The 13,281-nt window shown below is 69.9% G+C and carries 16 protein-coding genes and 1 tRNA gene; 11 read left to right on the forward strand and 6 right to left on the reverse strand.

Annotated features, from left to right (window positions below; translation table 11 throughout):
• The first annotated feature begins 50 nt into the window (after window positions 1-50).
• Complete coding sequence (locus AC2IPW_RS05875) at window positions 51-2,312, forward strand: ATP-dependent DNA ligase (RefSeq protein WP_486376491.1); 2,262 nt, start codon at window positions 51-53, stop codon at window positions 2,310-2,312.
• Between the two features lie 31 nt (window positions 2,313-2,343).
• Here AC2IPW_RS05875 and AC2IPW_RS05880 read toward each other — a convergent pair whose 3' ends face one another.
• Window positions 2,344-3,048 carry a MerR family transcriptional regulator gene (locus AC2IPW_RS05880; RefSeq protein WP_486376492.1) on the reverse strand — a complete coding sequence of 235 codons (705 nt, stop codon included), beginning with the start codon at window positions 3,046-3,048 and terminating at the stop codon, window positions 2,344-2,346.
• A gap of 113 nt (window positions 3,049-3,161) precedes the next feature.
• Here AC2IPW_RS05880 and AC2IPW_RS05885 point away from each other — a divergent pair, with 113 nt between their 5' ends.
• The 3 genes from AC2IPW_RS05885 (at window position 3,162) to AC2IPW_RS05895 (ending at window position 5,857) form a co-directional block, all read left to right on the forward strand.
• On the forward strand, window positions 3,162-4,379 hold the full coding sequence (locus AC2IPW_RS05885; RefSeq protein ID WP_486376493.1) for an erythromycin esterase family protein: 1,218 nt from the start codon (window positions 3,162-3,164) through the stop codon (window positions 4,377-4,379).
• 311 nt (window positions 4,380-4,690) lie between these two features.
• Entirely contained in the window at window positions 4,691-5,458 is a 768-nt protein-coding gene (gene mddA / locus AC2IPW_RS05890; protein ID WP_289377686.1) for a methanethiol S-methyltransferase, read from the forward strand.
• Window positions 5,459-5,527: 69 nt separating this feature from the next.
• Window positions 5,528-5,857, forward strand: coding sequence for a YnfA family protein (locus tag AC2IPW_RS05895; RefSeq protein WP_040782206.1), 330 nt, complete (start codon window positions 5,528-5,530; stop codon window positions 5,855-5,857).
• Between the two features lie 12 nt (window positions 5,858-5,869).
• Here the strand turns inward: AC2IPW_RS05895 and AC2IPW_RS05900 are convergent, their stop codons facing one another.
• The 3 genes from AC2IPW_RS05900 to AC2IPW_RS05910 all read right to left on the reverse strand — a co-directional run bounded on the left by AC2IPW_RS05900 (window position 5,870) and on the right by AC2IPW_RS05910 (window position 8,534).
• Complete coding sequence (locus AC2IPW_RS05900; RefSeq protein WP_003936332.1) at window positions 5,870-6,328, reverse strand: hypothetical protein; 459 nt, start codon at window positions 6,326-6,328, stop codon at window positions 5,870-5,872.
• A 149-nt stretch (window positions 6,329-6,477) separates the two neighbouring features.
• Window positions 6,478-7,242 (reverse strand): amidohydrolase family protein, encoded by a 765-nt coding sequence (locus tag AC2IPW_RS05905; RefSeq protein ID WP_486376494.1) that lies wholly within the window; start codon window positions 7,240-7,242, stop codon window positions 6,478-6,480.
• The gene (locus AC2IPW_RS05910; protein ID WP_416062899.1) at window positions 7,239-8,534 is read right to left on the reverse strand and encodes a lactate 2-monooxygenase; all 1,296 of its coding nucleotides are present in this window, start codon (window positions 8,532-8,534) and stop codon (window positions 7,239-7,241) included. Before AC2IPW_RS05910 ends, AC2IPW_RS05905 begins: the two co-directional genes overlap by 4 nt.
• A gap of 201 nt (window positions 8,535-8,735) precedes the next feature.
• Here AC2IPW_RS05910 and AC2IPW_RS05915 point away from each other — a divergent pair, with 201 nt between their 5' ends.
• The 4 genes from AC2IPW_RS05915 to AC2IPW_RS05930 all read left to right on the forward strand — a co-directional run bounded on the left by AC2IPW_RS05915 (window position 8,736) and on the right by AC2IPW_RS05930 (window position 10,002).
• The gene (locus AC2IPW_RS05915; RefSeq protein ID WP_486376495.1) at window positions 8,736-9,050 is read left to right on the forward strand and encodes a rhodanese-like domain-containing protein; all 315 of its coding nucleotides are present in this window, start codon (window positions 8,736-8,738) and stop codon (window positions 9,048-9,050) included.
• Window positions 9,047-9,178: a hypothetical protein gene (locus AC2IPW_RS05920; protein WP_416062900.1), complete on the forward strand. Its 132-nt coding sequence runs from the start codon at window positions 9,047-9,049 to the stop codon at window positions 9,176-9,178. The genes AC2IPW_RS05915 and AC2IPW_RS05920 overlap by 4 nt, the downstream gene beginning before the upstream one ends.
• Window positions 9,179-9,293: 115 nt before the next feature.
• On the forward strand, window positions 9,294-9,578 hold the full coding sequence (locus AC2IPW_RS05925; protein WP_037201469.1) for a metal-sensitive transcriptional regulator: 285 nt from the start codon (window positions 9,294-9,296) through the stop codon (window positions 9,576-9,578).
• Between the two features lie 25 nt (window positions 9,579-9,603).
• Window positions 9,604-10,002, forward strand: coding sequence for a DUF302 domain-containing protein (locus AC2IPW_RS05930; protein WP_486376496.1), 399 nt, complete (start codon window positions 9,604-9,606; stop codon window positions 10,000-10,002).
• 46 nt (window positions 10,003-10,048) lie between these two features.
• Here AC2IPW_RS05930 and rpe read toward each other — a convergent pair whose 3' ends face one another.
• Window positions 10,049-10,774 (reverse strand): ribulose-phosphate 3-epimerase, encoded by a 726-nt coding sequence (rpe, locus tag AC2IPW_RS05935; protein WP_003936325.1) that lies wholly within the window; start codon window positions 10,772-10,774, stop codon window positions 10,049-10,051.
• Between the two features lie 98 nt (window positions 10,775-10,872).
• Between rpe and AC2IPW_RS05940 the strand changes: the two genes are divergently transcribed.
• The 3 genes from AC2IPW_RS05940 to AC2IPW_RS05950 all read left to right on the forward strand — a co-directional run bounded on the left by AC2IPW_RS05940 (window position 10,873) and on the right by AC2IPW_RS05950 (window position 12,977).
• The gene (locus AC2IPW_RS05940; protein ID WP_450119802.1) at window positions 10,873-11,607 is read left to right on the forward strand and encodes a Clp protease N-terminal domain-containing protein; all 735 of its coding nucleotides are present in this window, start codon (window positions 10,873-10,875) and stop codon (window positions 11,605-11,607) included.
• Between the two features lie 90 nt (window positions 11,608-11,697).
• Window positions 11,698-12,453: a hypothetical protein gene (locus AC2IPW_RS05945; protein WP_486376497.1), complete on the forward strand. Its 756-nt coding sequence runs from the start codon at window positions 11,698-11,700 to the stop codon at window positions 12,451-12,453.
• A gap of 17 nt (window positions 12,454-12,470) precedes the next feature.
• The gene (locus tag AC2IPW_RS05950) at window positions 12,471-12,977 is read left to right on the forward strand and encodes a PNPOx family protein (RefSeq protein WP_486376498.1); all 507 of its coding nucleotides are present in this window, start codon (window positions 12,471-12,473) and stop codon (window positions 12,975-12,977) included.
• 38 nt (window positions 12,978-13,015) lie between these two features.
• Here AC2IPW_RS05950 and AC2IPW_RS05955 read toward each other — a convergent pair.
• A tRNA-Arg gene (locus AC2IPW_RS05955) sits at window positions 13,016-13,088 on the reverse strand.
• Window positions 13,089-13,281 lie beyond the last annotated feature (193 nt).

Below are 13,281 nucleotides of genomic sequence, written 5' to 3' on the forward strand. Positions count from 1 at the left end.
GCCGGCGCGAGAACTGCACGCTCGCCGGCTCCTCTCGGCACAATGAGGCGATGACGACCCGCACGTTCGAAGGCCGTCGTCTGAATCTGACGAACCTCGACAAGGTGCTCTACCCCGACACGGGCACCACGAAGGCCGACGTGGTCGACTACTACGTGGCCGTGGCCCCGGTGATGCTGCCGCACGTCGCGGGCCGGCCCGGCACCCGCAAGCGGTGGCCCGAGGGTGTCGGCGGCGAGTCGTTCTTCGAGAAGAACGTCGCCTCCCACGCGCCGAAGTGGCTCACCCGCAAGACGGTTCACCACAAGCAGCGGTCGGTCACCTATCCGGTCTTCGACTCCGTCGCGGCCCTGGCCTGGCTCGGGCAGCAGGCGGCACTCGAATTGCACGTGCCGCAGTGGCGGTTCGCGGGTTCCGTTCCGGGCCCTGCGACGCGGATCGTGTTCGACCTCGACCCCGGGGAGGGGGTCACGCTGGTCCAGTGCGCCGAGGTGGCCCGGCTGGTGCGCGACATGGTCGGCGGGCTGGGCTGGCCGGCCTACCCGGTCACCAGCGGCAGCAAGGGGATACACCTGTATGTTCCGCTCGACCGCGAACTCGCGCCGGGTGGGGCGTCGGCCGTGGCCAAGCAGGTGGCGATCAACCTCGAGACGCTGCATCCGGACCTGGTCACCGCGACGATGGCCAAGGCCGCGCGCGGCGGCCGGGTGTTCCTCGACTGGAGCCAGAACAACCAGGCCAAGACGACCATCGCCCCGTATTCCCTGCGCGGTCGCGAGCAACCGTGGGTCGCCGCACCCCGCACCTGGGACGAACTCGACGATCCCGGACTGCGCCAGCTACGGTTCGACGAGGTGCTCGCGCGACTCGACACCGGACCCGACCCGCTCGCCGACCTCGACCCGCCGCTGCCCGAGCCCGACGCCCTGACCGAGTACCGGGGCAAACGCGATCCGTCCCGCACGCCCGAACCCGTTCCCTCCGCAGTGGGTTCCGGGCCGGGCGACTCGTTCGTCATCCAGGAACACCACGCTCGCCGGCTGCACTACGACCTCAGGCTCGAACGCGACGGGGTGCTCGCGTCGTGGGCGGTACCGAAGAACCTGCCGGACGGCCCGGGCCGCAACAACCTCGCGGTGCGCACCGAGAACCATCCGCTCGAGTACCTCACCTTCCACGGCGTCATCCCCAAGGGGGAGTACGGCGCCGGCAGCATGACGATCTGGGACACCGGCACCTACGAGACCGAGAAGTGGCGCGACGACGAGGTGATCGTGCGCCTGCACGGCGGGCGGGTGCAGGGCAGGTATGCGCTGATCCGCACGGCCGGCAACCAGTGGCTCGCCCACCGCATGAAGGACCAGGGCGTGCAGGCGGGTCCGTCGACGGGATTGCCGCGCGACCTCGAGCCCATGCTCGCGACACCGGGTGAGGTGACCGGGCTCGACGCCGACGAATGGGCCTTCGAAGGAAAATGGGACGGCTACCGCGCCGTCGCCGAGATCGAGAACGGGCAGCTGCGGCTGCATTCGCGGTCCGGTCGCGACATCACGGGCGACTACCCCGCCCTGGCCGACCTCACCCGCATCCTGGACGGACACGACGTCGTCCTCGACGGGGAGGTGGTCGCGTGCGACTCCCATGGCGTCACGAGCTTTCCGTTGCTACGGACCGGCGGCACCCCGCAATACTTCGTGTTCGATGTCCTCTACCTCGACGGGGTGACCCTCTACCGCAAGCCCTACGCCGACCGGCGACGGGTGCTCGATGCGCTCGCGGCCGCGGCCGACGGGCTGATCGTGCCGGACTTGCTGCGCGGCAACGGAACCGAGGCGCTCGAGGAGAGCACCCGGCGCGGCTGGGAAGGTGTGGTGGCCAAGCGGCGGAGCTCGGTGTACGTGCCGGGCCGACGCAGCCCCGACTGGTTGAAGTCGAAGAACTGGCTCACGCAGGACGTCGTCATCGGCGGCTGGCGCCTCGGGAAGGGGGCTCGTGCCGGCACTTTCGGATCGTTGCTGGTCGGCGTGCACGGAGAGGCCGGACTGGAGTACGTCGGCCGTGTCGGCACCGGCTTCGACGAACCGCAGCTCGCCGAACTGTCGGCCGCCCTGTCCGGTCTGCGGCGCCGCACCACCCCCTTCGTCGGCGACGTTCCGCGCGAGGACGCGCGGGATGCAGTGTGGGTGACCCCGAAACTGGTGGGGGAGGTGCGGTTCCGGGAATGGACCGACGCCGGCAAGCTCTGGCATCCGAGCTGGCGCGGGCTGCGTGACGACATCGACCCTCGGGACGTGCAGATGCCCGAGCAGTAGTTGCCGGACCCTGGCCGCGCCGGGTCGTCGGCTACGTCTGCCGTGCCCGCTCGAGCATCGTGAGGTAGGTGTCGAGCTGGGCCGCACCGGCGAGGAGGGCGCGGCTGCGCTCGGTCAGCCGATCCTGCCAGGAGTCGAGGAAGGCCGTCGACGCGTCGGCACCGCCTGCCGTGCGCAGCGAGTCGACGAACCGGGTGACCTGGGCCAGCGGACAGCCGCCCCGGCGCAGTTGCCGTGCGATCTCGGCATCGCGCACGCAATCCGGCCCGTATTCGCGGTAGCCCGTGGCCCGGTCGCGGTCGGGCCGCAGAATGCCCTGGGTTTCCCAGGTGCGCAACGTGGCCGGGTGCATGCCGAGTCGGCGTGCGAGCTCACCCACCGTCAGCGGTCGACCGCGCACGGGGGTCGACGTCGCGGTGGCCAGGGCGTCCAGAACGGTCGCCACCTCGAGGCGGGTGTCGCGTTCGGCGAGCAGCGCGACGTGCGCGGCGTCGATGAGCCGGTAGGCGGATTCGGTGTCGCCGCGATTGGTCGCGTGCATGATCTCCGTCGCCTGCCGGTGCCCGTGGCCCCTGCGCAACGCGAGGAAGGTCCGCAGCGCCTGTGCATGGAAGGACGTGTAGCGCCGATAGCCGGACTCGCTGCGCTCGGCCGGTGGGAGGATTCCCGCAGCGTCGTAGTTGCGGATCGCCTGCGCGGACAACCCGTGTTCCCGGGCCAGGTCGACAGGTCGCACCGTGCACCTCCGATTGAAGGTTCGACCTGCGGATCGCAGGTCGAGGTCGCAGAAGTTTCACTGGATTCTTCAACGATATCGTCGAGGGCAGTTCCTTTCGCGAGAGGAGTGTCATGTCATCTACCGCCTCACTACGCGAGATCGCCCGTCCGCTCGACGACCCGGCCGGCGTGGACCATGCCTTCGACGAGCTGCTCGCCGCGCGGAGCGAGCCGCCGGTCCTGCTGGCCCTCGGCGAGCCGACCCACGGGATCGAGGCGTTCCCGCTGCTGCGTAACGAACTCCTCGGTCACCTCGTCGGACGGGGGTTCCGGTCGATCGCCCTGGAGACCGACTTCTTCGCCGCGTCCGTCGTCGACGATTACGTGGCCGGGGCGCCAGGAGAGATCGACACGGTGCTCGCGACCGGGTTCAGCCACGGGTTCGGCGCCGTGCCGGGTAACCGGGAACTCGTCGAGTGGCTCCGCACGCACAATGCCGGGTGTGCGCCGCAGGATCGGGTTCGCTTCCACGGGTTCGATGCGCCGGTGGAGTACTCCGGTGCACCGAGCCCGCGACACGCCCTGGTCCGGGCCGGGGACTATCTGCCCGCGGCGCTGCGACCCCGATCGGTCCACGACCTCGACGCACTCCTCGGCGAGGACGCGGACTGGACCGACCAGGCGGCCATGTTCGACCCGGCCGCGTCCGTCGGAGACTCCGATCGTGCTCGGGCCCTGCGCATCGTCGCCGACGACGTCGCCGGCGCCCTGCGTCGCGCGGCACCGGCCCTGCGTCCCGCCGACCCGACCGGTTACGACCGAGCCGTCGCGCACGCGCGCACCGCGCAGGGCCTGCTGAGCTATCACGCGGCCATGGCCCATCCCGGCCCCGATCGCATCGCCGACCTGCTCGGCGTGCGCGCCGAGATGATGGCCGAGAACCTGCTCGCGATCGTCGCGCAGGAGCAGCAACGCGGACCCGTCCTGGTGTTCGCGCACAACGTGCACCTGCAGCGCGCGCAGTCCCGCATACAGGCCGGCGAGGACGAGGCGCACTGGGGAAGCGCCGGCGCGCACGTCGGACTCGTCCTCGGCGAGCGGTACGTCTTCGTGGCAACCGACGCCGGCCCGCACAGCGACCCGGGCACCCTCCAGCGGGTGCTGGCCGAGGCGACGACCCGGCGCGCCCTGTTCCCGGCGCCGGCTCTGCGCGCCGCGCTCGACCCGTCGATCGTCCCGGGCGCACCGATCGTGCCCGGCCACATCCCGCTGGGCCCGGCCGACCTGGACGGTGCCGACGCGATCGTCTTCGTCGCCGACACCGACGGAGAGCGGCACCGATACTGGTAGCCGGCCGCGGCGGAGCGACGGCCGGACCTGCGGTACGCCGCCCGGACACGCTGCGCGGCAGAGCGTCTCGCGCGCAGGCTCCTGCGCACCCACACCGGGAATAACTCGCTCGCATCTTCGGAATTCGCACAGGCCACGGCGTGGGCAGATTCCGAAGATGCGAGCAAGTCCGGGCGGTGGACGACCGCCGGGGGGTACGGAAACCTCACCCCGGGGTGCCTGTCGTCCTCCGCCGCACCGGCGCACCGTGGTCACACGGCACATCCGCCGACTGTGGCACGGGCGGCGCGCCCGGAGGAGGAATGTTCACGATGTTGCAGACGACCGACAGGGGCCGCCTCGGCCGTACCCTGATGACCGCGTACGGCGCGGTCGCCTACGCCGTGTTCTTCGCGGTGTTCCTGTACTCGATCGGGTGGGTCGAAGGTCTCGTGGTACCCCGCACCATCGACGAGGGGCCGCAGACGCCCGTCGTCGTGGCCGTGATGGTGAACCTGGCCCTGTTGTCCGTCTTCGCCGTTCAGCATTCGGTGATGGCCCGGCCGTGGTTCAAGCGCCGGTGGACCCGCATCGTCCCGCAACCGATCGAGCGCTCGACGTTCGTGCTGTTCGCCACCGCCGCCCTCGCACTGGTGATGTGGCAGTGGCGTCCGCTGCCGCAGGAGATCTGGGACGTGGACGCGACCCCGGTGCGCGTGGTCCTGTACGCGGTGTCGTTCGCCGGATGGGGTCTCGTGCTCGCATCGACCTTCGCGATCGACCACTTCGACCTGTTCGGCCTGCGCCAGGTGTTGCGGAACTTCGCCGGGAAGCCGCCCGCCGAAACCGAGTTCCGCACCCCGATGCTGTACCGGGTGGTGCGACATCCGCTGTATCTGGGCTTCCTGATTGCGTTCTGGGTAGCGCCGACGATGAGCGTGGGGCACCTGCTGTTCGCCGCGGTCACCACCGGATACATCCTCGTCGCACTGCGGTTCGAGGAACACGATCTGACCGAGACATTCGGCGACCGGTACCGCGACTACAGTGCCCGCGTGCCCCGGCTGGTTCCGCGCCCGCGCGCGATGAGCCGAACCTGACCATGTTCCGGGCCGGCTCCGGTGCGGACGATCCGCACCGGAGCCGTGCAACGCCGTAGGGTGCTTCCCGTGAGTATCGCGAAGTCCCTAGCCCTGTTCGCCGTGGCAGCGCTGTTCGAGATCGGCGGCGCCTGGCTCGTGTGGCAGGGAATCCGGGAGCAGCGCGGCTGGATCTGGGTAGGCGCCGGGGTGATCGCCCTCGGCGCGTACGGGATGGTGGCAACGCTGCAGCCGGACGCGAACTTCGGCCGCATCCTGGCCGCCTACGGCGGAGTGTTCGTCGCCGGATCGCTCGGGTGGGGGATGATCGTCGACGGCTTCCGCCCCGACCGCTGGGATGTGGCCGGGGCGCTGGTGTGCCTGCTCGGCGTGGCGCTGATCATGTACAGCCCGCGCTGAATCCCGGCGCGGTCAGCCGACGGTCACCGTCCCCACGGCCGGTGTCGAGTTGCAGATGGGGCCGCTGCTCAGGTTCACCGAACCGAATACGGTGGTGAGCACGTTGCCCGGCCCGGTGTTCACCACCTTCGCCAGGTTCGGGTACGTCCCCTCGAGGTCGACGATCCCCGCCTGGCCGGTGCTCTGGTTGAGCCAGGCGACCGACACCTGCCCGGCGGCAGGAATGGGGCCCAGTCCCGGTGCGGTGGAGAAAAGTACGTGACCGGGTGGGATCCCGGGACTCGCCTCCGGCCCGGCCTGCGCGGTGACCGCCGTGATCGAGGCCAGGCTGCCCTGGTTCAGGCATCCGAAGGTCAGTGCCGTGCCGAGGGATTGGGGCGGTGCGGCGCCGGCGCTGCCGGCGAACAGGACGGCCGCCGCGATCGGCGCGGCAGTGGCGAGGATTGCTCGGGTGGTTCGGGCGGCGCTCATGCTGATGCTCCTGGGATCGGAATGTCACGTCCGGGTGCCGACCGCCGCGCCCCGCCGGCGGCGCGCCCCGCGCACCGAATGACGCCCCCGAGTGTAGATCGCGAACGGCGGCGCATACGACGTTTCGCGGATCTTGGTTGCCGGGGATGTCAACGCACGCGGTAGAACTGCGCGGCGTTGTCGTGCAGTACCCGCGCGGCGAGTTCCGGGCCCAGGGCGTCGGTGACGATCTCGACGTCCGCGTCGAGGAACGGCCGCGGGGCCCGGGTGGACGGCAGATCGGTGCCGAACATCAAGGCATGCGGGTTCCGGTCGGCCACCGCGCGCAGCGCTGGGGCGACGTCGAAGTCGACTCGGCCGAAACCGGTCGCCTTGACCCGGACCCCTCGGTCGACCAGGGCCGCCAGGTGCGGCAGTCCGGCGGCGGACAGGCCCAGGTGGTCGATGCTCACCGCCGGGAGGGCGGCGATCGTCCCGGTGAGTTCGGGCAGTGCGCGCGCATCGACGTACAACTCGGTGTGCCAGCCGGCGACGTCGTGCACTCGGCGGGCGAGCGTGCCGAGGTGGTCGACGGATTCCGAACCGCCGCGGCGGATGTTGAACCGGATGCCCCGCACCCCGGCGTCGTTCAGCCGCGTGATCTCGTCGTCGGTCACGGTCGCCGGCAGCTGCGTGACCCCCACGAAGCCGGGTCCGAGCAGCGAGAGGGCGTCCAGCAGACAACTCTGGTCGAAGCCGTGGAAGGAGCCGGACACGACGGCGCCCCCGGTGACGCCGAGCCCGCGGACCCGCTCGCGATAGTCGGCGACCGTGAAAGCCGGGGGCACGTACCCCTGGTTCGGGGTCACCGGGAAGCGGAGATCGACGATGTGGAAGTGGGCGTCGAAGATCGGCATCCGGTGGGCACCGGTCACGTGCGGGTCACCGCGTCCGCGGTGATCTCCTTCACGGACGTCAGGCCGCTGAGCCCGAGCGTCAGATCGAACTCGGCAATGATGTTCGCGACGGCGTCGCGGGCTCCGTCCCGGCCGCCGACGGCCAGCCCGTACACGTGCGGGCGGCCGACGGTGACCGCGTCGGCGCCGAGTGCGAGCGCCTTGAACACGTCCGATCCGGTGCGGATTCCGCTGTCGAGCAGTACCGGCACCCGGCCTTCGACGACGGGTGCGATGCCGACCAGGGCATCGAGTGCGGCGATCGCGCCGTCGACCTGGCGGCCGCCGTGGTTGGAGACGATGATGCCGTCGACCCCGGCGTCGAGGGCGCGGCGGGCGTCGTCCGGGTGGAGGATGCCTTTGAGCAGCACGGGGAGATCGGTGCGCTCGCGCAGCGACTCGATCTCCGTCCACGTCAGGGAGGGTCGGGAGTAGATGTCGAGGAACGTCTCGACCGCGGCCCGGGGTTCGGGGGAGCGGAGGTTGTCGAGGAGCCGGCCGGGGTAGCGCCGACTCATCGAGAGCAGTGACCTGATCGCGCCGAGGGTCACCTCCACCTCGGGACGGGCGCCGGTGGCGGCCGCGATGCGCTCGCGGACGATGCGCACGAACGTCGGGTCCGAGGTGTACTGGGCGATCCCCTCGCCGCGGGCGAACGGCAGGGAACCGAGGTTGAGATCCTGAGGCCGCCAGCCCAACAGGGTGGTGTCCAAGGTGACGACCACGGCGTCCGCGCCGATCGCCTTCGCGCGGGCGAGCAGGCTGTCGACGAGGTCGTCGTCGCTGCTCCAGTACAACTGGAACCAGCGCGGAGCTTCCCCCATCGCCGCCGCGGTGGCCTCCATCGGGGCGCAGCCCTGGTTGGAGAGGATGTAGGGCACACCGAGTTCGGCCGCCGCGCCGCCGATCGCGACGTCGGCGTCGGGGTGCGCGAGTTCGGCGGCGCCGACCGGCGCCAGCAGGACCGGGGCGGGCAGGGTGCGGCCGAACAGCTCGACGCTCAGGTCGCGGTGGGACACGTCGCGCAGGACGCGGGGGACGATCTTCCAGCGGTCGAACGCCTCCCGGTTGGCGCGCATCGTCGCGCCCTCACCGGCGCCCCCGGCGATGTAGGCCCAACCACGGCGGCTCGTCTTCCGTCGCGCCAGGCGTTCCAGCCCCGCGAAGTCGGTCGGCACCGGGGGAGTGCGCCCGAGCACCCCGGCCCGGTAGATGACGTTCTGACGGGCACGGCCCGCGCCGGGCTGCGGCGTCACGGGTCCCTCGCTCATCGGCGATTCCTCACAGGTGCGTCGGGTCGGGGATCGTCTCGGACGCTACCGGAACGGCGGCCGCGCCGGACCTGAGCGACCGTCGCCCGAGCGGGACGGTGGACAGATCTCCGTATACCCCCTAGGGTATGTAGTACCCCGCGGGGTATGAACCTCGAACGACGGCACGATGCCCGCCTGATGTGGGCCGAGGAGTGGACAATGAGGGAAATCGACATCGCCGCATTCGCCGACGCGTGGAAGTCCGGCGCGACCGTGGTCGACGTGCGCGAGGACTACGAGTACGAGCAGGCACACGTGCCCGGCGCCCAGTGGATTCCGCTCGGCGAACTCGGGTCCCGCCTCGCCGAGATCCCGGGAACCGACCTCGTCTACGTCGTCTGCGCCTCCGGTAACCGCAGCCTGCGCGGCGCGGACATCGTGTCCGCGTCCGGACGGCCGGCGGTCTCGGTTGCCGGCGGCACCAAGGGCTGGTTGCAGGCCGGTCACCCGATCGAGCAGGGCGGCACCCGATGAGCCTGCCCGAGACGGTCGACGTCCGTCGCGCACGCGAGCTGCTCGCCGCCGGGGCGGTCCTCGTCGACGTGCGGTCCGCCGCCGAGTGCCGGTCCGGGGAACGGATGGTCAGGAGCGGTCGCCGCTGAAGGCGACGCCGGATCGAGCGGCCCGTGAGCCGGGAAGCGGCACCGAGTCGGACGATGGGCAGGGGAATACCCCACGGGGTATGATGGGTTCATCTTCAGTATGAAGGGGCCGACCATGACAGTTAACACCGTGAATGCCGCAGAATCCACCACCCAGGTCCTCAACCGGCTGCGCCGTGCTCAGGGCCAGCTCGCCGGGGTCATCTCCATGATCGAGAACGGGCGCGAGTGCCGCGAGGTGGTCACCCAGCTCGCAGCCGTCTCGCGTGCCCTGGATCGCGCCGGCTTCAAGATCGTCGCCACCCGGTTGCGGCAGTGCGTCCTCGACGAGCAGGACGACACCTGCGTCGACAAGCTGACCGAGGAGGAACTCGAGAAGCTCTTCCTCGCGCTCGCCTGACATCAGCGAATCACGAAGGAGCGTTATGACACTCGCCCTCGCCACCACGCTGCGCGCCCCGCTCGACGACGTCGTCGAGCGCACTCGTGAGGCGCTGAAGGAGCAGGGCTTCGGGGTGCTCACCGAGATCGACATGCAGGCCACCCTGAAGACCAAGATCGACGTCGATATAGAGCCGTACGTCATTCTCGGGGCGTGCAACCCGCCGCTCGCGCACCAGGCGGTGTCCGCCAACCGGCAGATCGGGCTGCTGCTGCCGTGCAACGTCGTCGTCCGGCGTGATCCGGAGGACTCCGGCACGGTGCATGTCGAAGCCATGAATCCCCAGTTGATGGTGCAGGTGGCCGAGGATCCCGAGTTGCAGCCGGTCGCCGACGAGGCCGCGCGGCGGCTGCAGGCGGCGATCGACGCACTGGGCGGCTGAGCCACGTCGAGACGGGCGCCGAGATCTCTCTCGGCGCCCGCGTGTGTCACCCGCCTTCGTATGCCGCCCGGGCCTTCGCGCGCAGGAGGCGTACCGCGCGCGCCGGGTCGTTCGTGCCGTAGACGGCGGTGCCGGCCACGAAGCAGTCGGCACCGGCCGCCGCGGCAGCCCCGATGGTGCCGAGGTTCACTCCACCGTCGACCTCGATGAGCACGTCGAGTTCTCCTGCATCGACCAGGCGTCGCGCCACGCGCACCTTGTGGAGCATCTCGGGAATGAACCGCTGACCGTTGAAGCCCGGCGGCACGCTCATCACCAGGAGCGTGTCGAAGTGCGCGAGCGTGCCGAGGTGCGGTTCGAGCGGGATGTGTGGTGCGAACGCGAGACCGGCGCGGGCGCCGGCGGCTCGCAGCCGGCCGGCGAGAGCGATCGGGTCGCCCGTCGCCTCGACGTGCACGGAGACGTTGTACGCGCCGGCCTCCGCGTAGTCGACTGCCCATCGGTCGGGATCCTCGATCATCAGGTGACAGTCGAGCGGCAGCGACGTGTGCCGGGCGAGGGATCGCACGACAGGCAGCCCAAAGGTGATGTTGGGGACGAAGTGCCCGTCCATCACGTCGACGTGCAGCCAGTCGGCTCCGCGGTCGGATCCACCGGTCACGATCCGTGCCTCGTCCGCGAGGCGCGCCAGATCGCCGGAGGCCAGGCTGGGCGCGATGAGGGGCTCGCGCCGCGGGCGGCGATCGGAGCCGGTGCGGACATCGGAGTCCATGCGACGACGGTACCCGGAGTCGGCGCGCGCACGAGCCGCACTGGGGTCATCGTCAACCGAACATTGACGATAGTCATGCGTCAACCTAAGGTTGACGCATGACGAATCCGATCCCCATGAGCAATCCCGTGCGGCTGGACGACCTCATCGATGCCATCAAGAAGGTCCACTCCGACGCCCTGGAACAACTGGCCGACGCGGTCCTCGCCGCCGAGCATCTCGGAGAGGTCGCCGACCACCTGATCGGCCACTTCGTCGACCAGGCCCGTCGCTCCGGCGCGTCCTGGACCGACATCGGCCGCAGTATGGGCGTTTCGAAGCAGGCAGTCCAGAAGCGTTTCGTAGCAAAGGGTTCCGCAGATCTCGATCCCGAGCAGGGTTTCAGCCGATTCACTGAAAGTGCCCGGAACGTCGTCATGGCGGCACAGAACGAGGCTCGGGCGGCCGGTAATGCCGAGATCGTCCCGGAGCACCTCGTACTCGGTCTGCTGAGCGAGCCCGATGCCCTTGCGATGCGTGCGCTCCTCGCACAGCACGTGTCGCCGGATGCGGTCCGTCGTGCCGTGGGGGAGGCGCTGCCGCCGGCCACCGGGGACGTGCCCGAACTGATCCCCTACGACGCGCGCGCCCGGAAAGTACTGGAACTGACCTTCCGGCAGGCGCTGCGGCTCGGGCACAACTACATCGGCACCGAGCACATCCTCCTCGCCCTGCTCGACCACGAGAACGGCGGCGGGGTTCTCGGCGGTCTCGAGGTGGACAGCGCCGCCGCCGAAGCGTACGTCGCCGAGGCCGTGGCAGCGGAACAGGCGGCATACGAGTCATCCGAATGAGCAGGTAGCGATCCGCTCTGCGGCAGGAATCCGCCTCCCCGGCCTGCTCTTCGATCTACCGTGGAGTCGAGTCGGCCGAGAGGGGGAGCAATGACCTACCCGCTCGTGGAGAAGACCCGGGAACGCTCGGAAACCGGGCGGCGTCTCGCGATCGAGGACTACACGAAAGCGCCGTCGCTCTGCCGTCACGGGGTGTGGGTCGGCCGGCAGATCGATTTCTCCGAAACCGTGCTGATCTCCTTCGAGCACGACCCCGAGAATCTGTCGGTCGGCTGGATCGTCAACGGCGCGGCGATCGTGCCGGCAGGCTACTACGCGCCCTGCCAGGGAGCGCCGACGATCCGGTACCGGTGTCCCGGGGACGGTAGGAACCTGCACACCATTTCGTTGACGAGTACGCCCGGCAGCGACCAGGACTGTGTGGACCTGCAGGTTGTGTTCACGCGTCCGCCTCAGTGGAATCCGCTCGAGTACGGCCCCTCGACGAGGGTGTGCCTCCGGGGGCGGGTCGTCGAGTGGCCGTGGTACCTGCTGCAGCAGGAACAGGAATGCTGGGAGCGGTTTCGGAACGTCTTCGAGAAGTACGTGGTGGTACCCCGTCCGGTTCCCGCTCCGCCCGGCCCGGTGGAGCGGTGGTTCGCAAGCCTTCGCGGCGACGAATCCGTGACGGTGCGGGCGTACCTGGACACTGTCGAGCAACTGGACCCCGCTCGGGACGGCGATCTCCTCGCGGAACTCCGTGCCGACCTCGCAGCGAGGTTCCTCCGGTGGGCGAACTCCGCGGACGGACCGGACACCGACCGCCGCTCGGCGCCACGCAGTGCGCCGGGCCGAGATTCCCCATGAAGGACGAGGGCAGGGCTGTGACCGACCGGGCCGTGCTCCGGCGAGTGGCGGAACGGGTGTACGACGGCACGGTGCTCGTGGTCGACACGGTCTTCACCGTGGTACGTGTCGCCGTGTGGCGCTCGCGCTGGAAGCCCGCCCTGAATGCCGTGCGCCGGTACAACAAGTTCGTCCTCAACCCGGTGATCCTGAAGAGGGGAGGGGCGACGGTCACCGCGGTGCACCACGTAGGTCGCAGCTCCGGGAAGGCATACGTCACCCCGGTATGGGCGGAACGAGCCGGACAGTCGTTCTTCATCCATCTGCCCTATGGCACCGACGTCGACTGGTGCCGCAACGTCCTGGCCGGTGGAGGCTGCATCCTCGAGCAGGACGGCGAGCGCTACGACGTCGTCGCTCCCGTGATCGTGCCCGCGGCCGAAGCGGAACCGCATCTGTCACCGGCATCGAGAAGGATGCACCGCCTGTTCGGCGTCCGGTCGTACCTGCGGCTCGACATCGCCTCCGAAGCGAAGGTCGACTGAGCGAGCGCCGACAGCAGAACTCGGCCGGTGTTCTCGTGTGCCCCCGGCAGGATTCGAACCTGCGACACCGGCTTTAGGAGAGCCGTGCTCTATCCCCTGAGCTACGAGGGCGGCGCGCGGTGAACCGGTTCGATTCGATGCGCGGTGTGAGTGTAGCCGGGATCGTGGTACCGGTGTGAAACGGTTGTAGACCAGCGGCGCAGTGGTCGCATCCGGCCACTCCGCCTGACCGAATGTCACATGCCGTCGATCCAATCGAACCCATGTGACATTCGGTCGGGCGCATCCGGCGGCGGTCGGGCGC

This window comes from Rhodococcus sp. NS-SX18 (assembly GCF_057367935.1).

Excerpts from the sequence above, each read along its gene's own strand:
- AC2IPW_RS05875 (WP_486376491.1), top strand. The coding sequence starts at position 51 with ATGACGACCCGCACGTTCGAAGGCCGTCGTCTGAATCTGACGAACCTC.
- AC2IPW_RS05885 (WP_486376493.1), top strand. The coding sequence starts at position 3,162 with ATGTCATCTACCGCCTCACTACGCGAGATCGCCCGTCCGCTCGACGAC.
- mddA (WP_289377686.1), top strand. The coding sequence starts at position 4,691 with ATGTTGCAGACGACCGACAGGGGCCGCCTCGGCCGTACCCTGATGACC.
- AC2IPW_RS05900 (WP_003936332.1), bottom strand. The coding sequence starts at position 6,328 with ATGAGCGCCGCCCGAACCACCCGAGCAATCCTCGCCACTGCCGCGCCG.
- AC2IPW_RS05910 (WP_416062899.1), bottom strand. The coding sequence starts at position 8,534 with ATGAGCGAGGGACCCGTGACGCCGCAGCCCGGCGCGGGCCGTGCCCGT.
- AC2IPW_RS05915 (WP_486376495.1), top strand. The coding sequence starts at position 8,736 with ATGAGGGAAATCGACATCGCCGCATTCGCCGACGCGTGGAAGTCCGGC.
- AC2IPW_RS05920 (WP_416062900.1), top strand. The coding sequence starts at position 9,047 with ATGAGCCTGCCCGAGACGGTCGACGTCCGTCGCGCACGCGAGCTGCTC.
- AC2IPW_RS05925 (WP_037201469.1), top strand. The coding sequence starts at position 9,294 with ATGACAGTTAACACCGTGAATGCCGCAGAATCCACCACCCAGGTCCTC.
- AC2IPW_RS05930 (WP_486376496.1), top strand. The coding sequence starts at position 9,604 with ATGACACTCGCCCTCGCCACCACGCTGCGCGCCCCGCTCGACGACGTC.
- rpe (WP_003936325.1), bottom strand. The coding sequence starts at position 10,774 with ATGGACTCCGATGTCCGCACCGGCTCCGATCGCCGCCCGCGGCGCGAG.
- AC2IPW_RS05940 (WP_450119802.1), top strand. The coding sequence starts at position 10,873 with ATGACGAATCCGATCCCCATGAGCAATCCCGTGCGGCTGGACGACCTC.
- AC2IPW_RS05945 (WP_486376497.1), top strand. The coding sequence starts at position 11,698 with ATGACCTACCCGCTCGTGGAGAAGACCCGGGAACGCTCGGAAACCGGG.